Annotated in this window: 24 protein-coding genes; 13 read left to right on the plus strand and 11 right to left on the minus strand. The window is 50.8% G+C overall.

What is annotated here, in order from left to right:
- Nucleotides 1-11: 11 nt before the first annotated feature.
- Nucleotides 12-698, plus strand: coding sequence for a Crp/Fnr family transcriptional regulator (locus ABD836_RS12890; protein WP_344936590.1), 687 nt, complete (start codon nucleotides 12-14; stop codon nucleotides 696-698).
- Between the two features lie 56 nt (nucleotides 699-754).
- Here ABD836_RS12890 and ABD836_RS12895 read toward each other — a convergent pair whose 3' ends face one another.
- The 3 genes from ABD836_RS12895 to ABD836_RS12905 form a co-directional block, all read right to left on the minus strand.
- Nucleotides 755-1,501, minus strand: a complete 747-nt coding sequence (locus tag ABD836_RS12895; RefSeq protein ID WP_344936592.1) for a DUF481 domain-containing protein — start codon at nucleotides 1,499-1,501, stop codon at nucleotides 755-757.
- Nucleotides 1,502-1,526: 25 nt separating this feature from the next.
- Nucleotides 1,527-2,351, minus strand: coding sequence for a mechanosensitive ion channel family protein (locus ABD836_RS12900; protein ID WP_344936595.1), 825 nt, complete (start codon nucleotides 2,349-2,351; stop codon nucleotides 1,527-1,529).
- Between the two features lie 122 nt (nucleotides 2,352-2,473).
- Nucleotides 2,474-3,244, minus strand: coding sequence for a glucose 1-dehydrogenase (locus ABD836_RS12905; protein WP_344936598.1), 771 nt, complete (start codon nucleotides 3,242-3,244; stop codon nucleotides 2,474-2,476).
- A 198-nt stretch (nucleotides 3,245-3,442) separates the two neighbouring features.
- On the opposite strand from ABD836_RS12905, the gene ABD836_RS12910 reads away from it, so the two are divergent.
- The 4 genes from ABD836_RS12910 to ABD836_RS12925 all read left to right on the plus strand — a co-directional run bounded on the left by ABD836_RS12910 (nucleotide 3,443) and on the right by ABD836_RS12925 (nucleotide 6,549).
- On the plus strand, nucleotides 3,443-3,919 hold the full coding sequence (locus tag ABD836_RS12910) for a hypothetical protein (RefSeq protein ID WP_344936599.1): 477 nt from the start codon (nucleotides 3,443-3,445) through the stop codon (nucleotides 3,917-3,919).
- Nucleotides 3,920-4,128: 209 nt separating this feature from the next.
- Entirely contained in the window at nucleotides 4,129-4,395 is a 267-nt protein-coding gene (locus ABD836_RS12915) for a DUF4404 family protein (protein WP_344936601.1), read from the plus strand.
- Nucleotides 4,396-4,487: 92 nt separating this feature from the next.
- On the plus strand, nucleotides 4,488-5,168 hold the full coding sequence (locus tag ABD836_RS12920) for a VIT1/CCC1 transporter family protein (RefSeq protein ID WP_344936603.1): 681 nt from the start codon (nucleotides 4,488-4,490) through the stop codon (nucleotides 5,166-5,168).
- 154 nt (nucleotides 5,169-5,322) lie between these two features.
- The gene (locus tag ABD836_RS12925) at nucleotides 5,323-6,549 is read left to right on the plus strand and encodes a PGAP1-like alpha/beta domain-containing protein (RefSeq protein ID WP_344936605.1); all 1,227 of its coding nucleotides are present in this window, start codon (nucleotides 5,323-5,325) and stop codon (nucleotides 6,547-6,549) included.
- 49 nt (nucleotides 6,550-6,598) lie between these two features.
- On the opposite strand, the gene ABD836_RS12930 is transcribed toward ABD836_RS12925, so the two are convergent.
- Nucleotides 6,599-7,054 (minus strand): TlpA family protein disulfide reductase, encoded by a 456-nt coding sequence (locus ABD836_RS12930; RefSeq protein WP_344936608.1) that lies wholly within the window; start codon nucleotides 7,052-7,054, stop codon nucleotides 6,599-6,601.
- Nucleotides 7,055-7,141: 87 nt separating this feature from the next.
- Here ABD836_RS12930 and arsC point away from each other — a divergent pair, with 87 nt between their 5' ends.
- From arsC to sppA, 4 genes are read left to right on the plus strand one after another with little or no spacing between them, the layout of a single operon-like run.
- Nucleotides 7,142-7,495 carry an arsenate reductase (glutaredoxin) gene (arsC, locus tag ABD836_RS12935; RefSeq protein ID WP_344936610.1) on the plus strand — a complete coding sequence of 118 codons (354 nt, stop codon included), beginning with the start codon at nucleotides 7,142-7,144 and terminating at the stop codon, nucleotides 7,493-7,495.
- 35 nt (nucleotides 7,496-7,530) lie between these two features.
- Nucleotides 7,531-8,127: an NAD(P)H:quinone oxidoreductase gene (gene wrbA, locus ABD836_RS12940; RefSeq protein ID WP_344936613.1), complete on the plus strand. Its 597-nt coding sequence runs from the start codon at nucleotides 7,531-7,533 to the stop codon at nucleotides 8,125-8,127.
- Between the two features lie 7 nt (nucleotides 8,128-8,134).
- Nucleotides 8,135-8,527: a DUF2069 domain-containing protein gene (locus tag ABD836_RS12945; RefSeq protein WP_344936615.1), complete on the plus strand. Its 393-nt coding sequence runs from the start codon at nucleotides 8,135-8,137 to the stop codon at nucleotides 8,525-8,527.
- A complete protein-coding gene (gene sppA / locus ABD836_RS12950) occupies nucleotides 8,524-10,341 on the plus strand; it encodes a signal peptide peptidase SppA (RefSeq protein ID WP_344936617.1) in 1,818 nt (605 codons plus the stop codon). Before ABD836_RS12945 ends, sppA begins: the two co-directional genes overlap by 4 nt.
- A 40-nt stretch (nucleotides 10,342-10,381) precedes the next feature.
- Here the strand turns inward: sppA and glpE are convergent, their stop codons facing one another.
- On the minus strand, nucleotides 10,382-10,705 hold the full coding sequence (gene glpE / locus ABD836_RS12955) for a thiosulfate sulfurtransferase GlpE (RefSeq protein ID WP_344936619.1): 324 nt from the start codon (nucleotides 10,703-10,705) through the stop codon (nucleotides 10,382-10,384).
- A 41-nt stretch (nucleotides 10,706-10,746) separates the two neighbouring features.
- On the opposite strand from glpE, the gene ABD836_RS12960 reads away from it, so the two are divergent.
- Complete coding sequence (locus ABD836_RS12960; protein ID WP_344936621.1) at nucleotides 10,747-11,133, plus strand: diacylglycerol kinase family protein; 387 nt, start codon at nucleotides 10,747-10,749, stop codon at nucleotides 11,131-11,133.
- Nucleotides 11,134-11,156: 23 nt separating this feature from the next.
- On the opposite strand, the gene ABD836_RS12965 is transcribed toward ABD836_RS12960, so the two are convergent.
- The 6 genes from ABD836_RS12965 to cls all read right to left on the minus strand — a co-directional run bounded on the left by ABD836_RS12965 (nucleotide 11,157) and on the right by cls (nucleotide 20,717).
- Nucleotides 11,157-14,300: an efflux RND transporter permease subunit gene (locus ABD836_RS12965; RefSeq protein WP_344936623.1), complete on the minus strand. Its 3,144-nt coding sequence runs from the start codon at nucleotides 14,298-14,300 to the stop codon at nucleotides 11,157-11,159.
- Nucleotides 14,297-15,526, minus strand: a complete 1,230-nt coding sequence (locus ABD836_RS12970) for an efflux RND transporter periplasmic adaptor subunit (protein ID WP_344936625.1) — start codon at nucleotides 15,524-15,526, stop codon at nucleotides 14,297-14,299. Before ABD836_RS12970 ends, ABD836_RS12965 begins: the two co-directional genes overlap by 4 nt.
- A gap of 152 nt (nucleotides 15,527-15,678) precedes the next feature.
- Complete coding sequence (locus tag ABD836_RS12975; protein WP_344936627.1) at nucleotides 15,679-18,000, minus strand: PqiB family protein; 2,322 nt, start codon at nucleotides 17,998-18,000, stop codon at nucleotides 15,679-15,681.
- Nucleotides 17,993-18,613 (minus strand): paraquat-inducible protein A, encoded by a 621-nt coding sequence (locus ABD836_RS12980; RefSeq protein ID WP_344936629.1) that lies wholly within the window; start codon nucleotides 18,611-18,613, stop codon nucleotides 17,993-17,995. The genes ABD836_RS12975 and ABD836_RS12980 overlap by 8 nt, the downstream gene beginning before the upstream one ends.
- Nucleotides 18,614-19,237 (minus strand): paraquat-inducible protein A, encoded by a 624-nt coding sequence (locus tag ABD836_RS12985; protein ID WP_344936630.1) that lies wholly within the window; start codon nucleotides 19,235-19,237, stop codon nucleotides 18,614-18,616.
- 7 nt (nucleotides 19,238-19,244) lie between these two features.
- A complete protein-coding gene (cls, locus tag ABD836_RS12990) occupies nucleotides 19,245-20,717 on the minus strand; it encodes a cardiolipin synthase (protein ID WP_344936632.1) in 1,473 nt (490 codons plus the stop codon).
- 262 nt (nucleotides 20,718-20,979) lie between these two features.
- Between cls and ABD836_RS12995 the strand changes: the two genes are divergently transcribed.
- The 3 genes from ABD836_RS12995 (at nucleotide 20,980) to ABD836_RS13005 (ending at nucleotide 22,669) form a co-directional block, all read left to right on the plus strand.
- The gene (locus ABD836_RS12995) at nucleotides 20,980-21,438 is read left to right on the plus strand and encodes a MaoC family dehydratase (RefSeq protein ID WP_344936634.1); all 459 of its coding nucleotides are present in this window, start codon (nucleotides 20,980-20,982) and stop codon (nucleotides 21,436-21,438) included.
- Nucleotides 21,439-21,659: 221 nt separating this feature from the next.
- A complete protein-coding gene (locus ABD836_RS13000) occupies nucleotides 21,660-22,331 on the plus strand; it encodes a zinc ribbon domain-containing protein (protein ID WP_344936635.1) in 672 nt (223 codons plus the stop codon).
- Nucleotides 22,332-22,432: 101 nt separating this feature from the next.
- On the plus strand, nucleotides 22,433-22,669 hold the full coding sequence (locus tag ABD836_RS13005; protein ID WP_344936660.1) for an amidohydrolase family protein: 237 nt from the start codon (nucleotides 22,433-22,435) through the stop codon (nucleotides 22,667-22,669).
- Nucleotides 22,670-22,812 lie beyond the last annotated feature (143 nt).

A 22,812-nucleotide genomic window follows, 5' to 3' on the forward strand; every position in this document is an offset into this window, starting at 1 on the left:
GGAAGATCGTGGTGATAGATAAGCATCAAATACTCAGTACAAATCCACTTTTGTCAGGCCTCCCCAGTGATGTGGTTGAGCAATTGATGTTAGTGAGTACCGTGCGCGAGCTTGCTGATGGTGAACGGCTTTATAGCCAAGGTGACGAGGGCGATGGTCTGTTTGGTGTTATTAAAGGCCGAATTCGCCTTAGTAACACCAGTAAGGACGGCAAGGAGTTATTGGTAATGCTGGTTCAAACCGGCGACTGGATTGGCGAGATCTCGCTCTTTGACGGCTTGCCGCGCAGTCATGATGCCTTCGCGGTGGGGAATTGTGCGGTACTGTACTTACCTCGCGAAAAATTCAATACCCTGCTCAAAGCGCGCCCTGAACTGTACCAATACTTTATTCCTATGTTGTGCCGAAAATTGCGCTTGGCCTTGAGTTACGTTGAAGGTGCGGCGCTGTTCTCGTTGGCGGAGCGTTTGGCGCAGCGGATTTTAGAGTTGTTAAAATTTTACGGTATTGACGACGGTGGTAACGGCCGCTTGATTGATGTGCATTTGCCGCAGGAGGATCTCGCGAAAATGTTGGGGGTATCGCGGCAGGCGATAAGTCGGGAATTAAAGCGGCTGGAAACAGAGGGTATTATCGAGCTGGCCTACGGTAAATTACGTGTGCTTGATAAGCTGGGTTTAGAGCGCCAGCTTGCTTAATAGCAAGCTGCGTAGGCGCCATAAGGGCGCCTGATGGTTTTACCGAGATCCATCCGTTAAAAACTGTAGACCAAGGTAACAGCCGTTTCGCGATCCATATGCACCGTGCCTGTTGGCACGGTTTCGTTGTAGGTCATGGTGTAACTGAGCTTTAGGCCCAGACCGCCAACAATTTTGGTTTTCAATGACGTAATAGACTTGCTAACGGTATTTTCATCGCCAGATTCCATTGTGAGTTTCTGCTCAAAGGTGGCGGTCTCAGATACCGCTGCTGCAAAGTCGGTAGACAATCGCAGAATCGCTTCTGAGACCTGGCCGTCACCGGCTGTGCTGCCCGTTTCAAATTCACTGATTCTAAAACCAGGACCGATTTCAGCGTCCCAAGTCATTTTTGGGGTTTTTAATAACCGTCTACCGTAACCACCGGCGATGGTGGCTTGGTACACATAGCCACTAAAGCGGTCTTTGTTGGCTGAGGCATAGCCAAAGCTGTAGTTAAACTCACTAAAGTCGTAAGCAAGCCGGTTGTTGATGGCGTACTTTTCAGCCGAGCGTATACCGGCGGCTTCGCTATTTTGTGCCTCGGCAGCAATGTCGTAGGTCCATTGACCATTAACGCGCTTGCCGTTTGCTTTCGCAGCGACGTTCGATTCCTCACTATTTCCTTCCAGTTGGAAATAGCCGAATTCGACGTCGCCCTTCCACAGTTTTGGGTTGCTTGCTGGGTCTGTTTGTGCAAAAGCTGTGCTTGTTCCTAACAAGGCAGCCATGACGGCCACCTTGTTCGTGGTTAAATTAATCATTGTGGTCCTTAGACGGTGAATGGAATTAAGATTCTTTGTGGAAGTGAACATCCATTTGCGGATAGGGAATACCAATACCGGCGGTATCAAAGGCATTTTTTAGGTCTTCTACTAATTTCCAGCGGGTCGGCCAGTAGTCGCCAGTCGCTACCCACGGACGGCATACTAAGTTCACCGACGAATCGCCCAACTCTGCTACCGCGATTGTTGGTGCAGGGTCTTTGAGTATACGGGGCTCAGCCTCAACCAGATTTTGCAAAATTTCCTTGGCCAGGCGCATATCGGCATCGTAAGAAATTCCCACAATTAAATCAATGCGACGGCGGGGCATGGCACTGTAATTGGTGATCGCATCCGACATAACTTTTGAATTGGGAATCACAATGCGTTTGTAGTCGCCCGTGAGCAAAATGGTGGAGAATAGGCTAATGCTTTCAACGGTACCTGAGCAACCGCCGGCATCGACCCAATCACCGACCTTGCAGGGACGGAAGGCAATCAGCAGCACGCCTGCGGCAAAGTTTGCGAGTGAGCCTTGCAGCGCTAAACCAACAGCAAGACCTGCAGCACCAAGTGCGGCGATTACTGAGGCTGTTTGAATGCCCGCATGGGCGAGAGCGGGAATTGCGCCGAGTGCAAACAAGATGAAAAACACCAGTTTGCCGATGAAACTGGTTAGCGTTGCGTCAATACCGCGCTTGGTCATGGCGGTTTTAATAATGCCAGATACAAACTTGGCTACCCAATAGCCGATAAGTATCATGGCCAGTGCACCGGCAGCGCGAAGTCCAATCGCGGCGGCGTCTGGGGCATACTCGGCAATAAGTAGCTGAATTTCTTTAGAGTCCATACATCTCCAGTTGATCACTAAACAATTTAGAGACAATTATAAACACGGACTGGAACACTACCACAATGGCCGTGCCGCGAATTGCAGCAAGGCCGCGCGCAGTATTTGCGTTTAGCAGCGCGCTAAAAGGGCCAGGTGGTAGATTCTGCGCCGCCATCTACTTCAATGATTTTACCGCTAACCCAGCGGGCGGCGGGTGACGCTAAATACAGCGCGGCAGCAGCAATGTCATCGGGGTGGCCCAAACTTTTTAACGGCGTGAGCGCCGTCATTTTTTCCTGTATCTCTTCGTTTAGAAATTGGCCCAAAGCTTCAGTTAGGATGGTGCCGGGGGCCACGCCGTTTACGCGAATGTTTGGGGCGAAGTCGGCGGCCAGTAATTTTGTGAGCTGTGTGAGCGCCGCCTTTGCGGTGCCGTAACTACTAAATCCGGCTTGCGCGTAACGTGCTACCGCCGAGGTAATGTTAATTACATTGCCCTTGTTGGCCAATAACTGCGGCTGACACAGCTGGGTGAGGCTGAGCGCGCAGGTAACATTGAAATTAAAATCTCGATTAAACGTTTTTGCGTCAGTTTTTAGCGGGTCATTTGGATACGCGCCACCCGCGTTATTGACAAGAATACTGATTTTTCCATACTCATCGACACAGGCTTTCACCAGCTTGGCGAGATCCTCTTCGTTACTGACATCACAGGCGACGGCTAAAGCGCTTCCACCGCTTTGCCGACATTGCCTTGCCGTGTCATCAATATCGGCTTGTGTGCGGGCAGCGCAGACTACTGATGCGCCAGCCTGCGCAAAGGCAATTGCAATCGCTCTTCCAATGCCGCGGCCGGCACCCGTAATAATGGCGACGTCGCCCTGAAGTGAAAACAAATCTTGTATAGCCATCTCGTTATCCTTTTTCTGCGTGCGCGAATGTTGAACCATACCTATTTAATGGCAGTTAGCGTCGCGATTCCGGGCTTGTGGGTCAATGATAAATCCGCTCAGCACGCTGACCTTTTTGACGGGAGGCCTCTTTCCTCTTTAAATGATAATGATTATCATTTAGTATGAATTCGGTATCAATATTTAAGGATGGCGATTATGGCAATGCGATTTTTGTGTGAACCTCACCGACAACAGCTGCAGCGCAGTCAGGCAGTGGCTGAAATTCGCTGGGATGAATGGATGGAAGCGGGCCGCGAGGCCTTTAGTAATAAAGAGTGGTTGGTCGCATTGAAGTATTTAGGTTCTAGCTACGAATTGAGTGATTTACTGCTCAAGCGCAATGCGGTGCCGTTGTTACCTAGTTTGGATCGTTTTATGCTGTCGGGCCACTTTTTAGCGGAGTGCTTACGTCATTGCGGCGAAGCCCAATTGCAGCGGCATTGCTTATTAGAGGTTCACCATCGCTTGATGGCAATTCTACGAAGTCCTCAGGGCGCGGAATTACCATTGCAGCGCAATATCGAGATCTCGCTGCAAATGCTGACTCGCCATTATGACGCCGCCGGAGAAGCGGATTTACTGCTAACGTGTGAGCAGGAAACGCGGCGCCTATTGCGACGAAGTGTGCACTAGTTTCTCTGGTATCCCCATATATTCTCTAGGTTTGTTGTATTGCTCACTTGGGCTATTCTTATAGGAATTTTCGGGTAATGCGTAACTAGTTTTCGCGAATATTAACTGAGCGGCTTGGTCGTAAGTAGTCACTTAGCGGTCATTCCTTATTGCAGCATGTGAAGCTTCAATGTATTTGTTATGCTGGCGGAGTTTATTGGGAGAGATGTATGGATCCGAAACAATTACATGAACAGTTATTGCGCCTTCAGACCGAGATAGATGGGCTTGCTGTTGATCAAGATAATCGCGCAAAACTGCATGCCTTAGTCGACGATATTGATCGCGAATTAGGAGTCGGTCCACAGTTCGTATTGGAAGACTCAAGCATTCAGGACAGATTAGAGGATTTGGTCTCTAATTTTGAAGTGGATCATCCAACTGTTGCCGGAATACTAAAAGATATTATGGTGAAACTGGCAAGTATTGGCGTTTAGCAGTAAGCGAGTTTTCCACCTGATTGGTAGGTATTTAAACCGAAATCACAATTTAACTGCAGTGTCTAGGTGGACTAATACGATGGTGAGCGATGAGGCACATTGAGCGACACCGAGTACATCGAGTTAATTGGTTGCGCGCCGCGGTACTTGGTGCCAATGACGGCATTGTGTCTACCGCCAGCTTGATTGTTGGTGTGGCTGCGGCAAACAGCAGTCAGAGCAATATTATTTTAGTGGGCATGGCTGGTCTTGTGGCCGGTGCAATGTCGATGGCCGCTGGCGAGTATGTGTCGGTTAGCTCACAGTCAGATGCTGAGCGGGCAGATCTGGAGAAGGAGCGCCGAGAGCTTGCAGAAGAGCCTGAGCATGAGCATGCGGAGATGGCGGCGATATATGTTGAGCGGGGCTTGGATGAAAATCTTGCCGCGGAAGTGGCCACGCAATTAATGGATCACGATGCCCTTGGCGCCCATGCGCGGGACGAGCTGGGTATTATAGAGGAGTACACTGCCAAGCCTTTTCAGGCGGCGGTTACCTCGGCGGCAAGTTTCGTTGTGGGCGCCTTGCTTCCAATGTTAGTTGTGTTTTTGGTGCCGTTGAGTAAGGTCATCTGGGCGGTTCCTGCTAGCGCGCTGCTATCCCTTGCTTTGCTTGGCGCTTTAGCAGCTCGTGCGGGTGGTGCGCCGATCTTGACCGCTGCGATACGGGTCTTTTTTTGGGGTGCACTTGCGATGTTGTTCACCGCTATTGTCGGCTACTGGTTCGCCTGATATCGAGTTCTTCCTCCTCAGTAAAAATCCAATCTAAGCACGCAGGCTGAAACGCCAAACAAATATGTTTTTTGGCCAATGTTTTAGGGCCGCTGGCCGGTGTAGTGTCATGCGCTAAGCTTCCCGTTATTGGGTTTCGGGATGGAGAACCGTTATGTTGAATGAAGACCATAAACTACCAAGTGAATTGTTAGGCGCAGGACGTCTCGCCGTTGATGCCGTCGCCGGGGTAAGTGACATCGCCGAGGGGCTGCATCACGCGATTGTCACCTTGGGCGGTATTTTGAGTGATGAGGACGTGGCTGGTGAGGGCAGTGATGCTCAGCAGAGTAAGCGTACTCGCGGTATTAGCGGCTTTGTGTATCGCAGTATTCGTCAGGTAAACGGCGCGATTGGCAATGGCTTGGATGCCTTGATTCCGCATTTAACACATACCGATACCGGTAAGCGCCGGGCGCCTGGCCGCGCTGCCGCGGTTTCTGCTTTGAATGGGGTACTCGGAGATCACCTTCACCGTAACAGTAACCCCTTAGCGATTACGATGGCTTTTTGCCGAGACGGCGTGGCTCTTGATCATGCCGAGTTAAAAGCCCTCCTGAAGAACCGAAAACGCATAGCTATATTTATTCACGGTCTGTGTATGAATGATCAGCAGTGGACCCGACGTGGCCACAATCACGGTAAGGCTTTGGCTCACGAGCTGGGTTTTACGCCGTTGTATCTGCGCTACAACACCGGTTTGCATACCTCTGAAAATGGCCGCGCATTAGCTGAGCTGATGGCCTTGCTTAGCGAATACGGTCAGCCCGATACCGAATTTTATATTGTTGCGCACAGCATGGGTGGTTTGGTGTCGCGCAGTGCCTGCCATTACGCTAGCGCCCAAGCCCAGCGCTGGCCCAGCCAATTACAAAAGATAGTGTTTCTTGGTACGCCGCATCATGGCGCAGCGTTGGAACGCGGCGGAAATTGGATTGATGTGTTGTTAGACAGCACGCCGTACAGCTCGCCATTTTCGCGCTTGGCGAGAATTCGCAGCAGCGGCATTACCGATTTGCGTTACGGCAATGTTGTCGATGACGATTGGAGTGCTGGTGATCGCTTTGATCGGCTCGGTGACACCCGCGTGCCGACAAGGCTGCCGCAGGGAGTGGCTTGCTATGCGATTGCCGCCACAACGTCGATTGAGTCGAACCCCATTGTCAATAATGTAGTGGGTGATGGCTTGGTTGCGGTGAGCAGTGCTTTTGGACGCCACAAAAAACCCAGCTTAGACCTTGGTTTTGCGCTCGAGCGCCAATGGCTTGGGCAGGGCATAAACCATATGGATTTGCTCAATCACCCTGCAGTTTATCGGGCACTAAAATCTTTTCTTCTTTAAACCCCGGCAATGCTGAACAGACATTGCCCTTTGTACGTCGTGACGCGGGCTAGTTAGTGCTTGCCGCCTTTTTTATTGTGGCCTGCAGGCTAGCAATGGTTTGCGGGCCGGTGAGCGTTGCGACGAGTTCGCCTTTGGGGTTAAGCAATAAGGTGGTGGGAAGTACTCTGGGCCGCGGTACACCCAGTTGCGGTGCAGGGTCGCTGCGCAATGACGCAAAATGAATGCCCATTTCTGCAATTGCGGCGCTAAGCGCCTCACCCTCGAGTCCGTCATAGTTAACACCGTAAATCTGTATATCGGCATTGTCTTTGGCAAATTCATTGAGGTCGGGAATTTCTTCGCGGCAGGGGCCGCACCAGGTAGCCCAATAGTTGATTAGCACCCATTTACCTTGATCGAAGCGACCTTGAGTTCCGTCAGCCGTGACAAAATCGGGTTTCTCACAGGCACTTAGGTTTAATAAAATCAGAAAAAAAAGTGATCTAATTGGGCTTGTGTTCATGTAAATACTCAATGCTGGTCCTGCCTAGGGCTAGGCGGTGTATACTGCCGCGTTATAAAAGAGATGAGTTATTACGCTGGAGTGCGCATGTCCGATTATACCATTTACCACAATCCACGTTGTTCGAAATCTAGACAAACCTTGCAGCTACTCACGGATCGTGGAATTGAACCCCAAATTGTCGCATATTTGGAAACTCCTCCGACAGCGACAGTGCTAAAACAGTTGATTGCCAAACTCGGCATTAGTCCACGGCAATTGCTGCGTAAAGGCGAAGATGCCTATAAATCCCTCGGATTGGCCGATACCGCTAAAACCGATCTTGAATTAATTGCCGCAATGGTTGCCGAACCTAAGTTGATCGAACGACCTATCGTGGTCAAGGGTGACCACGCTGTTCTCGGCCGCCCCCCAGAAAATGTGCTGGCCTTGCTTGATTAACGCTGTCACCACCAAGCTTTGAGAGGACGTATTTGTTGAGTAGTGATTCCTATGTGTTGGTATTGTATTACAGTCGCCACGGCGCCACTGAACGCTTGGCCCAGCAGATTGCGAGAGGGGTAGAGCAAGCGGGTGTTGAGGCGAGAATTCGCACCGTGCCCGCAGTTTCTACCGTGTGCGAGGCCACCGCAGAAGATATTCCCGATAGCGGTCATTTGTACGCGAGTGAAGATGATCTGCGCGATTGTGCCGGGCTGCTTATGGGGAGTCCGACGCGCTTTGGCAATATGGCCGCGGCCTTAAAGTATTTTCTCGACGGTACGTCTAGCCTGTGGATGAGCGGTGCGCTGATTGGTAAGCCTGCGGCGGTATTCACCTCGAGTGCAAGTATGCATGGTGGGCAGGAGAGCACATTGCTAACCATGATGATGCCCTTATTGCATCACGGTATGCTGATCGCCGGTTTACCCTACAGCGAGGCCGCTTTAACCACAACGCAAAGTGGTGGAACGCCTTATGGCGCCTCACACGTAGCGGGCCAAACCGGGCGCGACGTAGATCCCACTGAACTTGAATTAGCTGCGGCACTGGGCCGACGTGTGGCGGAATTAAGTAAAAAACTGCAATCTTGAGGTACACATGACCGCTATTGAAAAGCGTGCGCGATTTGCGGCGCTGGCAATGAAAATGAGCTATATCGCTTTTTTACTGAGCTTAACCCTCGGAACATGGGTGTGGGTGCAGGAAGGGCGGCAGCCAAGTATTAGTATTTGGTTGATTCGCACCGTACCAATATTACTGTTTGCCTATGGCGTATTTAAACATCAGCTTCGCAGTATTGCGTGGCTGTGCTTTGCAATATTAATGTATTTTGCCATGGCGGTAACCGAGGCGATGTCGCCGTATGTGATTTGGTTTAATTATATTGAACTAGCGGTTGTGGTGATCTTGTTTTGTAGCGCGACGATATTTATTCGCTGGCAGGCGCAAATGCTGAAAGCGAAACAGCCGGAAGGAGCGTCAGGCGAATGACTAAGGTAAAAAAACGAGGCTTTTTCTCACGCATTGGTGCCTTTATTGATGGCACCCGGCGTTGGTTTATCAATACCCTATTTGTGGTTTTTGTCGCGCTAGTACTCACCGCTTTGCTTAGCTCTGAGCATGTTAGCGTGCCTGATGGCGCGGTTTTAATTGTTGCTCCACAAGGGGTGGTGGTCGATCAAATTACGGCTGTAGATGCCTTTACGCAGCTCAGCGCCAGCGGCTTACCTTCGGAAACCTTGCTCAGTGATTTGATTGAAACCGTCGAGTTGGCGACTGAAGATCCGCGCATTGAAGTTATGTTATTGCAGCTCGACGAGCTTAGTCATATCGGTTTAAGCAAGGCCATGGAGTTGTCGGAATCCATTGATCGTTTTCGCGACAGTGGTAAAACCGTCGTGGCGACCGCCAGTCATTATGACCAAGATCAATATTTGCTCGCTAGTTTTGCCGACCAGATATTTGTCCATAATATGGGTGGGGTCGGTATTGAAGGCTTTGCCGTGATCCGCAACTATTTTTTAGACGCGATCAATAAGCTGAAAATTCGCTTCCATGTTTTTAAAGTAGGTAGCTTTAAATCAGCGGTGGAGCCTTTGCTCCGCAATAATATGTCTGATGCGGCAAAAGAGTCTAACAAGGCGTGGCTAGACCAGCTATGGACGGTATATGCCGACACAGTGACTAGCCGACGCGGGCTGACCGCCGAAAAGTTTGAGTACTATGTTAATCATATCGATGAGGTAATGGCCAAAGTTGACGGTGATGCAGCGCAAGCGGCACTGGATTTCGGCTTGGTGGACGGCATTGTCAGTCGGCCATCGCTGCGGGCGATGCTGGTTGAGCGGGTTGGCGAAGATAAAGATGGTAGCTACAAACATATATATTATCGCGATTATCTCGCCTTAAGCCAAAGCATTGGGCCGAGTAAGCCCGCTGGGGTTGGTATTATCGTTGCCAGTGGCAATATCGTTGACGGCATACAGCCCGCGGGTACTATTGGCGGCGATAGTCTGGCGAATTTGATTCGCAAGGCGCGGCGTGACGAGGATGTCAAAGCGGTGGTATTGCGCATTGATAGTGGTGGTGGTTCGGCTTTCGCCTCTGAGGTGATTCGCGCAGAGCTGACTCAGTTACAAGAGGCGGGTAAGCCACTGGTAGTGTCAATGGGTAGCATGGCCGCATCAGGCGGCTACTGGATTGCGGCCGGTGCAGACGAGATATGGGCTACGCCCGCGACCTTAACGGGTTCTATTGGTATCTTCGGCGCCTTTCCTACGGTAGATGAATTATTGCAGGGATTGGGTATCAGTACCGACGGTATTGGAACTAGCGCGGTAGCCGGAAAATTGCGTCCCGATATTCCCTTAGACCCTATTTTAGAGCGAGCTATTCAATCGGGTATTGAGCACGGTTATCGCCGATTCATTGGTATTGTGGCGGACGGGCGAAATAAATTAATCGAACAGGTTGAACCGATAGCGGAAGGGCGAGTGTGGAGTGGTATAGACGCACAGCAGCTGGGTTTAGTCGATCAATTGGGCGGATTGAAGCAGGCTGTGGCATCGGCGGCGGCTTTAGCGGGTTTACCTGACGACAGTAGCCGAGTGCTGCGCTTGCCGCTTAGTCCAGAAGAAGAGCTGATGCAGTTACTATTGGGTTCGGGGCTGGTGAAACAGCTATTGCAAACCTCGTCTCCGCTGGTGAGCACGCTGAATAGTGCGCTGCCCGCGTGGTCGTCGATGCTGCAGCTAAACGATAGCCGCGGCGTATACGCCTTCTGTGTGTTCTGCGTGGCCCCCTAAGACTTGCCCAGCAAGGCAGCGGCGAATATGCCGCTGCAACTCAGCTTGTAACTGTGATTGCTGGGTAAAGTTGGCGCCACATCTCAAAGCCACCATCCATGCTGTAGACCTCGGTAAAATCCTTCTCGACAAAATACTGAGCGGCACTCTGGCTGCTATTGCCGTGGTAGCAGTAGATGATGAGCGCTTGATCTGGATCAGCGGCTTCGACAAATTGCTGCAGGCTTTGATTGTCTAAATGGGTGGCCGCCGGGATATGGGCGCTGGCGAATGATTGCTCGTCGCGAATATCGGCAAGCTGACAATTTCCCGCTGCGATCATTGCTTGGGCGTCTTGTGGTGAGATATGTTTGAATGTTGGCATATAGAATATCTGTGAATTTATGAGGGAGTCATAGTACCGCGATGAGAGCAAAAACTGAACGTCGTCGGCGCAACGGTCAATTTAAACTATTAGATCGTTTTTCTAGCTTGCGCGACGCTTTGAATGGCTTGGGTATTTTAGTGGTAGAGCAGCACAATGCGCGTATTCACCTGGTGGTAGCGACGTGTGTTCTGGCGCTGGGCTTGTTAACCGGTTTGAGTGGCCTGGAGTGGATACTGGTATTTGCCGCGATTGCCTTGGTGTGGATGGCCGAGGCGTTTAATAGTGCTTTGGAGTATTTGGCCGACGCCGCTGTGCCAGATACGCACCCATTAATTGGCAAGGCTAAAGATGTTGCGGCGGCGGGCGTGCTGATTAGTGCCAGTTTTGCCGTTATGGTCGGGCTCTGGGCGTTTATTCCTGGTTAATCGTTCAGGAATAAACGCAATTATTAAAGCTCTTCAGCGAGTTCGCGGCGAGATTTTGATCCTGCCAGCTGGTGTATATCTTCTAAGACCATGTACAGGCAGGGAATGAGTATTAGGGTGATCACCGTAGCGAAAATAATACCAAAGCCCAGTGAGACCGCCATTGGAATAACAAACTGCGCTTGAACACTGTCTTCCATCAACATCGGTAGCAAGCCAAAGAAGGTGGTTAGCGATGTCAGTAAAATGGCGCGGAAACGTATGCACCCAGAATCCACTACGGCGTCGAGCAGGCGCTCGCCACGGGCCAGCGCCGAGTTTATAAAATCAACCATAATCAAGCTGTCATTAACAACGACGCCAGACAGGGCTATTACGCCAAAAAAGGACATCATGCTAAACGACAAGTCGAGCACGATATGGCCAACAACCGCGCCGATGATGCCAAACGGTATAACACCCATAATAATAAACGGCTGTAAGTAGGAGCGCAGTGGCACAGCCAGTAAGGCGTAAATACCAAAGAGCGCAACCACAAAGCCAATGGTAAGGCTGGTCATGAGTGTTCCCATTTCCTCGCTTTCACCACTGAACTGCACTTTAACCGCGGGGTAGCTGCTAGCAAAATGGGCTTTAACCACATTTTTCATTATGTCGGAAGTCACTGTGCTGGGGCTGGTAAACTCTTTGTCGACCTGTGCACTGACGTTGATTGATCGCTCGCCGTCAATACGTTTACGCTGGCTATAGCCCGGCTCAATCTTAATGTCGGCAACGCTACTGAGTGGGACATTGGCCAGATCGCCTGAGCGGATATACATATTTTGTAGATCAGAAACTGCTTCGCGCTCAGCGCGAGGGTAGCGCACCATGACCTTCACTTCGTCGTTGCCGCGCTGTATTCGCTGAGCTTCTGCGCCGTAAAAAGTGTCGCGTAGCTGACGCCCTAAGGACGCGGAGCTTATCCCCAATATTTCGGCACTGGGTTTGATCTCTAAAACGATTTCATCTTGAATGGCGCTGGCACCGTTGCGGATATCAAACACGCCTTTGTAGTGACTGAGTGTGGCTTCTAAATCTTTGGCGGCGGCTTCTAGCTGACTGTCGGAGTTACTGCTCAGCTTAAAGGAAATGGCTGGGCCAGAGCTTTGATCAGCACTGCTAACCGACATCACCTTGGCGCCGGGAATTTCACCAATTTGCTTGCGCCAGCGACGAGCGACTTCGCTGCCATCAATGTCACGTTGTTCATTTTTGGTTAGCTCCACCATAAACGTCACCATACGACCAGAGGAGCCGAAGGCCATAACGTGACTGATTAGGCGTTTATTTGCACTGGCAGGATGCTGACTTTGGTATTCGCTGTCGACTTCGCGCAGGGCTTTGTCCATTTGCTCGTAGGCGAGTCGTGTCTGAGTTTCGGGCGTGCCCTCAGTCATTTCGACACTGGCTCTGATAAAGTCGCTGGGTACTTCAGGGATCATCACAAAGCGAACTATGCCGCCCATAATCAGCCCAGTGGTGACAATGAGGAGTGCGAGAAACGTTGCACCGGTGACATAGCGTTTGGCAATGGCGAGGTGGATAAAGGGCCGGTAATACGTGTCGACAAAATTGTTTAACACTTTGTTTGAATAGCGCGGTATGCGATCGAGTTTTAACCAGATTCCGCTGGTGCCGGGTTTGCTGTGGGCAAGGTGCGCGGGCAGTATCCACTTAGACTCAACGAGGGAAAAACACAGGCACAGAATAACGACCCAGCCCACCGCTTCAGGGAATGGCGAAAATGCACCTTCGGTGAATAAAGTGGGGGAAAATGCCATGATGGTGGTGAGTACCCCGAAGGTGGCAGGGGTTGCAACACGTAGGGCACCGGTAATAACCGTTTCGATTGAGTGGCCTTTTTTCTCAGCTTCGGCATAGGCGCTTTCGCCGATAATGATGGCATCGTCGACCACGATACCCAGTACCAGAATAAAGCCAAATAAGCTGAGCATGTTCAGGCTGATGCCAATCATTGGCATAATGGCGAAGGTGCCCAAAAAACAAATGGGCAGGCCAACCATAACCCAGAATGCCAGTTTCACATTGAGAAATAAGCCGAGCACAATAAATACCAGCAAGGCGCCCATGCCGAGGTTCTTCAGCATCATGTCCATCCGGCCTTGCAGATAGAAGGTGATGTCTGCCCAGCTATCGATACTGATACCTTCCGGTAGCGCAGCGCGCTTTCTGCTTACGTAATCTTTGGCTGCATTTGCAACTGTAATAATATCCTGATCACCGACGGCAAATACTTGCAGGCCAATACTGGCTTCACTGTCAAAGAACGAGAAACCGTCTTGCTCCACAAAGCCGTCGCGGATGGTGGCGATATCGCCAAGAGTAAGCCGGGTACCATCAGGGTTGGTAATTAAAACGAGGCGTTCAAATTCGTGCTGATGTCGCGCTTGGCCGCGGGTCCTCAGCATAATATCGCCATTACTGGTCTTTATCGCTCCGCCCGGGGAATCGAGCGAGGCGCGCCGGATGGCGTCGGCGACTTCGCTAAGACTCAGTCCGTATTGCAGCAAGGTATGTTCGGGGATTTCTATGCTGATTTCAAAATCACGTGCGCCGTTAATTTGCACGTAGGCGATATTGTCGTCGAGCATTAATTCTTGCTTTACTTGCTCCGCTAAGCTTTTTAAGCCGCGCTCGTCCATATTCCCGTAAAGCTGGATGTTGACTGCGTGATTATTAAAATCGACGCGATTAATGATGGGGCGCTCAGCTTGCTCCGGGAAACTGACAATGCCATCGACGGCACTTTTTATTTCATCCATGACGGCGAGGGTATCGTAGCCCTCGAATATTTCGATCGAGAGATTGGCGACTGATTCGTCTGCGGTAGACTCGATGCTTTCGATAGACTCAATATCTTTTAAGACTTCTTCTATTTTGAGAACTACGCCTTTTTCTACCTCGTCGGGCGTGGCGCCTGGATAGGGTACGGTGATCCGAACCAAATTAACCTCAAATTCAGGCTGAACAGTACGTTGAATGTTCATGGCTGAGCCAAGACCGATGCCGATGATAATTATCATCATTAAATTGGCTGCTACAGAGTTGCGCGCAAACCACGGGATTGTGCCCTTATAGGTATTGTATTCTGGCTCTAAGCTCATAGCGGAGCAGGTCCGCTGCTGTGTGTCGCTATTGTATTTTTCAGCGCGGGCGCGGGAACGAGTGTACTGGTTTTACTTTGGTGGTTAATTTTTACTTTGGTGCCGGCGATCGCGTTGGGGATTGTTGATAAACAGATTAAGTCGCCGTCGTTTAGGCCTTCGTAGACGTAGACCAGCTTGCCTTCTGAGTGCAGAATTTTAACGTCGCGATTAGCTAATTTTTGCTCTTCGTCGAGCACCCATACTTTGTTTCCGGTGCGCAAGATATAACGGGGAATGGCAATGAGGTCTTCTATTTGCTTACCGGCGATCTCTGCTTTTACGAAACTGCCCATCATTAAGGTTTCGCCCTCGCTGTCAAGGCGGTAGGGATCGTCGATTTCTGCAACAACAAATAATACGCGACTGCGTTCGTCGAGCACGCCTTCGGTACGGACAATGCTGCCCTGCCAGTGTAGGCCTAATTCATTTTCAATGTCGACGCTGGGCGCTATATTTGGCGCGCTGCCGTTGGGTAAGTCTAGGTAGCGAAGGCGGTCGGCGGGGATCGGTAAACGAATCTCGGCGCGGTCAATAGCAAAGATTTGGCCGAGCTGGCTGCCGGTGGCAACAAACTGGCCGAGATCAACACTGCGATTTTTGATAATGCCGCGGTACGGTGCTCTAATTTTGGTACGGCTTAAGTTGTTCCGGGCGAAGCTGCGGTCTGCAATGGCGGCCTCTAGGCGCGCTTGTGCCTCTTTTAATTGGGGGTAGCGCAGTGCGAGGCGCAAAGCATCTTTGCTGGCGTGTTTACGTGGGTATTTTTTAAGGTCTGCTTTGGCAACCGCCGCGAGGCCTTTTTCATGAATGAGATTGCTCTCCGCCGCGGCAAGGTTGGCTTCTGCGCGTTTTAGGTCAACTTGATAATTGCGGTCATCAATCGCGAGCAGCAGTGCATCTTTTTTCACTAATCCGCCACTTTCAAACTGCGGTGCAACGCTAACCACTTTGCCGGCGACTTCGGATACTAAGGCTGTTTGCGTTCGGGGCTGGACATTGCCCTGGGAATTTACGGCAATGGCCAGCGTTTGTTTTTCGGCCACGGCAACATCAACGATTAATTCCGGCGGGACGGTGGTAATTGTCTCGGCGGGTGGCTTTAACGCGTAAAATACGCCAGCAATAACGGTGGCGATTGTGAGTATGATCACCACGATGACGGCTTGATTTGACTGTTTCAACACACTTAATGGTCTCTGCGGGGCTAAAAGGTATTAGTCACTTTGACTGCGGCAATATCATCATCGCGCGGCCGCTAGCGATCGTGCGCTTGGCCGTCGCGTAAAAACGCTCGGGCATTGTAGCGTTATCGCGGCCTTAAAGGTGTGACAACTTGTTAATCCGTGCGTATCCAGTTTTCTCCGGTGTCCGCCTCCCTTGGTAATGGGATGCTTGGCGTCCAATCTAGCCAGCTTTGTTCCGCATTTTGGCGCAGCGGAAACACCTTTCCAGAGGCAACGGCAGGGGCCAGTGGGCTTGAATCGGGTGTTGCAAAGGCAATACCACCTTCAAGTAGCGATTCTATGGACTTACTTCGGATGGTTGCGCCACTGAATAAGCCGAATTTCACCGCTATGCCGCTGGAGTTCCAAAAAATACTATTTTCTCTAACCAGACTTGCGTAGCGAGATTCAATATTTATATGCATAAGTGTCTGGCGGGCGTCGTCGGCTAATTCGTAACCAAACACTTCGCCAACGGGAATGTCGCGATAAAAAACCTTCACGCCTTCTTTTATGGAGCCACGCTGCGGGGCCGCAACAATTAAATTCAAGCCGACACTGGGTTTGCTTAGCGGTGGTGGTTTATCCAGTGCGGCGAAACTGGATTGTGGCGAACCGTAGCCTGGGCGAACACTGATATAGCTGCCGGTCACTAATGTTTCTAAATTGCGTGTGCCAATGAGACCGAGCTGTGGCTTTACGACCCAAAATTGAGTGCCACTTCGGGCCAGCGCTTTGGCTGATGGGGTAAGCCGGGCACTGACCTTGACGCCTTCCATATTAGTGTCGAGCTCAACGGCGATGACTTCGCCAACTTTAATGCCTTGGTATTTTATTTCGGTACCTTTGTTAATATTGTTGCCGCTATCAAAGTATAAAAAGATGTCGCGGCCTTTATCTGCGAAGGTACTTTGGTAGTCAGGATGCAGGGTATACGCTAGGCCCTCCCAAGCAAGCTGCGGTTTTTTAACTTCTGGTGTATGAAAGGCAATACCGCCCGCAACGATGGTGGCCAGTGAGTCGGCCTGAATATCTAAGCCGCTGAGGCCGCCACTAATGCTAATGCCGCTGGCGTTCCAAAATTGTGAGCTGCGATGTACTAAATTGGCGTAGCGCTGGTGAATAAACGCGCCAATATTCACCCCATCGGCGTCGAGTTCGACAGATTCAACCTGACCAACAGCAATTTTTCGATAATATATTTTAGTGCCAATGCCGACCGAACTCAGCTCGTTGCTGCGCAAGCTTAAACGCAAGCCGGGTTGTTGAATTCGGCTCTCAGGTGCTTTGGTTAACGCTGTGTAGCGTTCGGCGATCGTTCCGCCTTTGCCGCTGACTTGCATAGCAATATAAGGGCCGCCAATTAAGGCGTCTAGGCCGCTGACGCCGCTGGTGGAGACTTCCGGTTTCACCAGCCAAAACTGGGTGTCGGAATTTAAGTATTGGTGATGCGGTGCACTTATGGCTAAGCGAAGATTGGCGCCGAGATTTGGGTTATTGTCGACAAAACTGAGCGACTCGAGTTTGCCGATATCCATGCCTAAAAGCCGGACATTGCTGCCAACGGTGAGGCCGTCTGGATTACGAATGAATACCTCGACTATCTTGCTGCCCTTGGCGCGGTCTTTGGTTGTAAATAGCCGGAAGCGGCTGTTCATGTCGACAGCATCGGCGTTTGCCTTTGGTGTTTCAAAGGCAATGCCTCCGGCCAAAATACTGGCAATTGAGCCAGCGTCTATATCGATTCCCCCTAGTCCGGCGTTAACCTTGAGGCCACTTTGCTGCCAGAAGCGAGAGCTGCTATTCACCAAATGCTGGTATTGGGGGTCGATGCGTACATTGACCTCAATTCCGGTTTTGCTGAGTTGGTAGCTTTCGATGTCGCCAATATCTATTTGTTGATACAAAATAGGGGCGCCGACGGAAAGTGAACCTAGGCTATCGGCTTCTAATATCAAGCGTAGGCCGGGGAGGTTGCTGGCCATTGGCGGTGGCTCCATCAGTGCGGTAAAACGCTCGGCGGGCTCGCCGTCACCGGGTTTGAAACTGATGTAATTTCCGGCGACTAGCGTGTCTAGACCTGATACGCCTGAAAGCGAAATTTGCGGCTTTACGAGCCAAAATACCGTGTTTTCTCGAATAAGCGGTGCGATTTGCTCGCTTAACTCAATCGTGGCGTTAACCCCTTCGAGGTCATCGTCGAGTTGCAAACTTTTTACGTGGCCAACATTAATGCCCTGATACATGATCGGGGTTTTACCCACGCTAATACCGCTGCCGTTGTCGAAGGCCACCGTAATGCTAAGCCCGGTTTTATTGATATTTTGATATAGCAGCCCGCCGGCAACGGCCAGCGCAATTAAGGGCAGCAACCATATAGCGGAGAGGCCGCGCTTAGGGGCAGTGTGTGCGGATCTAATATTGTCTTCAATCATGGTCCAAATCCCATAGCAAACGCGGGTCAAAGCTATTGGCGGCGAGCAGTGTGAACACCACGACGGCTGCAAATGCGGTAGCGGCAGGTCCGCTGGCCACTGTGGCGATATTGCCCAGGTGAACGAGGGTCACCAATATCGAAATCATAAATAAATCCAACATCGACCAGCGGCCGATAAAGTGTATAAATCGGTATAACACCGTGCATTGCTGCTTACTCAGCGGCAGGCGAAGCTGTACCACCAAAATCAAAATAATAATAATCATTAGTTTAATAACGGGTACAACAATACTGGCGATAAATACGATGGCGGCAATCGCCTGTAAATCCGCTACCCACAATTTTACAACGCCAGACATAATGGTGTCTGGCTCGCCTTTGCCAAAACTGATCACCGTGAGTATTGGCAAAATATTGGCCGGAATCATTAAAAACGTTGCTGCTAAGGTATAAGCCCAGCTGCGCTGCAAACTGTGAGGGCGACGAAAGCTAATCGGCGCTGAGCAGCGGGTGCAGTGTTGGGATTGATCGTTGCTGGCGGTGCTAAGGCGGCTAAGTTTGCCGCACTCAGTACAGCGAGCAATGCCACGTTGCTGAGCGGTGATCGTCATTTAACTGCGCTGCTCCCAATATTGCCAAGCTTGCTCTTCGTGAAAATATTGGCTGCATAAAATAACGCACAATAATAAGCCTCCAAGGCTGTATGTACCGCTTGCCACGCTGACTTCGCCGGGGTCCATCATTTTGACGTAAGCGACAATAATCCCCATGGCGTAGACCTCGAGCATACTCCAGCTCTGCATCCAGACTTTCGCTTTTAGCCAAGCTGGAAAATGGCGCGGGTGGTATTGGAGTCGCATTGAAATGCCGATCATGGCCGTTAATAACAAATGCATTAGCGGTGCGAGCAGGGAACATAGCAAAATCAAGACGGCCAACATGTGCTCGCTTTCTAGCCAAAGCCGCTTGACGCCGCCGAGTAGTGAATTACTGCCTAGCTGGCCAACCATGTCGAGCTTTAAAATAGGTAAGCTCATCGCTGGAATAAACAACAGTAGTCCGCTAATCGCTGCCGCCAAATCTATATCTTTGTTAGGGCTTGCTGCGTGCCAAAGGGTTGCTGAACAGCGGGGGCAGTGGCCTTGCTGGCGGTGATCGCTGTCTCGGGTTTGCAATAGTAGATCGCAGTCAGGGCAGGCGGTGAGTTTCACCGGAATTTGGCTGGCAATGGTCATTCTTAGCCTATTGCAGGGGCGCAAAAAGATAGGCGCAGCGGCTCAGTAGCCGACGTCGTAACGACCATTTTGCGACTTCCCTGGGCAATAATTGCACGCAGTGTTGTAAGTCAGTATTGAGCATAACTTCCATTTTTTGGGCTAAGTGTCGGTCGTGGCTGATAACGCCTATTTCAAAATTAAGGCGGAACGACCGATTGTCGAGATTAGCGGTGCCCACCACACTGATGTCATCATCTACCAACATCACTTTCTCATGCAAGAAGCCGTCTTGGTAGTAATAAAACTGCACGCCTCTGGCCAAGGTTTCTTTAATTGCAGTATAGGATGACAGTTGGATCATTATTTTGTCGGGTTTAGCTGGCAACATAATGCGGACATCCACGCCGCGCATGGCCGCTAGCTGTAAGGCATGAATGACCGGCGCATCGGGAACAAAATAGGGGCTCACAATCCACAATCTGGCGGTGGCGTGATTGATCATATTCAAAAAGTAGAGTGCGCAACTCTCTGTGTTGTCTGCTGGGCCGGTGGCGAGCACCAAGGTCTTGCTTAGAGCTTTGTCGGCGTCAGCCGAGCAGACGTGCCAATTTAGTTCGGGCAGCGATCCGGTGGCCCATAGCCAATCTTCAGCGAAGGCTAATTGCACTGCGTGCACCGCGGGGCCAGTGAGGGCGAGGCCGGTATCACGCCACGGCTTGAGAACGGGGTGCATATCGCGGTATTCGTCGCCAATGTTCATGCCGCCAATTAAGCTGTAGTCGCCGTCGCAAACCACTATTTTGCGGTGATTGCGGAAGTTGAGCTGGAGGCGGTTGCCGAGTCCCTTTGTGCTGTTAAATGGACGGACATCGACGCCACCGTTACGGAGTCGACGCAAATAGCTTCCGGGTAATTGCAGGCTGCCGATTTCGTCGTAGATAAAGTAAACCGCGACGCCGTCACGAACCTTGGCGAGCAATAAATCAGCTAATTTACCGCCAATGCCATCATCTCGAATTATATAGAACTCGAGGAGTACGTAGTGTTTCGCGGCAGCAATGCGGCTCAACATTTCGGCAAAGGCGTGCTCACCATTAATTAATAAATGGGCGTCGTTGGCGGAGCTAAAGGGTAGGGTGGCGAGCTGTTCTAAAGCGATAAAGCGTGGGTCGTCGCTGCTGGTGGCGCGGAAATTCGAGAATTGACTCGCTAATTTGGCGGCAATCCGGTCAATCTCACTATGATCGCTGTGTTTGGCAAGCGCATAGCCGCGAAACTTACGGCGGCCAAATATCCAATACAAAGGCACGAACACCCAGGGTAAACCTATCAGTACAATCGCCCATGCTACGGCCCCCTGAGCGGTCCGGGATTTTAGGATGGCCTCCAGCGCTGATAGTACCCCTAACACCATAAAGCTAGCTGCAAATAGTGCGGCGATGCCTGCGCTATTCATGCTTAACCAGTGCCAGGTGCTGGTGAGGATATCGGCGGGCATCACCTTAGTCTTGTCTCCCCAAATTAAACATCACGATCCCAGAATTTGCGGCGGCTTAGTGCCGTTTACCCGCTTAGTGTAGTTGTTTACGGCTGTTCGTAGTGGCAACTGGCATAGATAGACCAAAACGAGGCAAAAAAGTGCTAAGAAATGTGCAGGATGTCGTCTCGATAGACGATGCAGGAGTTCGGCTCGGCAATGCTAAAGTACGCCCTTTCTTTTCTGTGCGACGTATATGCCGATAGGCTGTGATGGAGTGGCAATGACAACGGTATTTAAGCAACCGCAAGACCTTCAAGCCTGTGTTGGTCAAACCTTGGGATGCAGTGAGTGGCTTGAAATTGATCAAGCGCGGATTAATTTGTTTGCCGATGCAACCGGCGATCATCAATGGATACATGTTGATCCTGAATTGGCAAAAGATGGGCCGTTTGGCAAGTGCATTGCACACGGCTACCTAACACTGTCATTGGTGAATTTGTTCCTGCCGCAAATTATAGATGTACAGGGTATCTCGATGGGCGTGAATGTGGGTTGTGAGCGCATTCGTTTCCCGGCGCCAGTGCCCGTGGGGTCGAAAGTCCGCGGTCGCGGCGAGCTGGTGTCGGTTGAAGAGGTAAAGGGCGGTGTACAGTCGGTGGTGCGGGTTACTGTTGAAATTGAGGGGAGTGATCGTCCAGGCTGTGTTGTCGATACCATTAGCCGCTATTTCCCCGCATGAAAATGTTGTTGTGAGGGCACAGATATATCGTGATGGTGATCAATTATGTCAGTGCTAGTTGATGGCTTCAGCTAATGAGTTCTGCGGCCGCGCGCCTTAAAGTGGCGTGATTAAAAGCGAGCGCCGGAGCAAGCCATGAAAAACTTCCCTATGCTTTAATCGATTGCGATAACCACTATTACGAACCCGATGACTGTTTTAGTCGTTTTATAGAGGGGGCGATGAAGGCATTCTTTAAAGGCGATGTGGACACCGGTGGTGCGGTCAACGCGAATGCTATTCGGGCTGTCGATTGCCCAGAGTTTATTGATAAGTCAGCGCGCTTAGCGCGAATGGACGAACAGGATGTCGAAGCCTGTGTCATGATCCCAACTCTCGGCTGTGGGGTGGAATACCAACTGCGTAAACCAGAACACCGCGCGGTGGCTTACCCGAGTATTCGGGCGTTTAATCGCTGGGTTGAGGCTGATTGGGGGTGGGGCAGCGATGGCCGTGTATTTGCCACCGCAATGATCAGTTTGATCGAGTTTATAATCGTGCTACAGTACTGTTTATACATACAGTTTTGGGTAATCAATTGCTACACCAGTCAGGAATGTGCCGAATGCGAGCACATTCACCCCGGCAATCGCCAGAGCCAAGCAAGGTTTGTGTGCGTGAGTTGCGGCCACTCTGATAATGCCGACAGAAATGCGGCGCTGGTGATAGCTAAACGGGTGATAAAGTTAATAACCTACTCTGGAACGGAGTTGTCTGATCGAGATGTGCTTTATGCACGTGATCAAGGCAAAGGACGTGGAGCCAATAGTAAGTCAAAACCTCAAGGGGTTTTGCCGGTGGTTACGAAGCGTCAAAAAAGAAAAGATCACGTAGGCTCTATCAGAGCTGCTTGATTTTGGAAGCCCGCTAATTCATTGGCGGGTAGTTCACAACCCTCGATAAAGTCTACCGCTTAGGCGATCACAAGACCCGCTTTGCCTATGGAAAGCCTGAGCTGCCGAGTGAAGTCTTTAAGCGACATTTCAAGATTGTGCCTTTTCATGAAGATGATTTCTCGCGTATTGCGGAGGCTGCGGGGGTCGATACCATTGTAAATGGCTCAGACTATCCGCACCCTGAGGGCCTAAAATGGCCGGTCGAGATGGTCGCCGAAATGGGCGACTTCGGCGATGCTGAAATACGGCAAATGATGCGTGGGAATGCCGCGGCTATGCTAGGTTTACGCGGCTAGAGCCAGCGCTAAGATGATTTAGTTATGACAGCGATCTTGAATAACCCTGTTTAATCTAGGGTTTTTGAAGGCGCTCAGTCGTTTTTATGTTATAACAAACTTGTTTAGCGGCTTTTTTGCTATTCGGGAATATACGCATATAT

Origin of the sequence: Zhongshania borealis (genome assembly GCF_039539625.1) — a bacterium.
Classification (GTDB): domain Bacteria; phylum Pseudomonadota; class Gammaproteobacteria; order Pseudomonadales; family Spongiibacteraceae; genus Spongiibacter; species Spongiibacter borealis.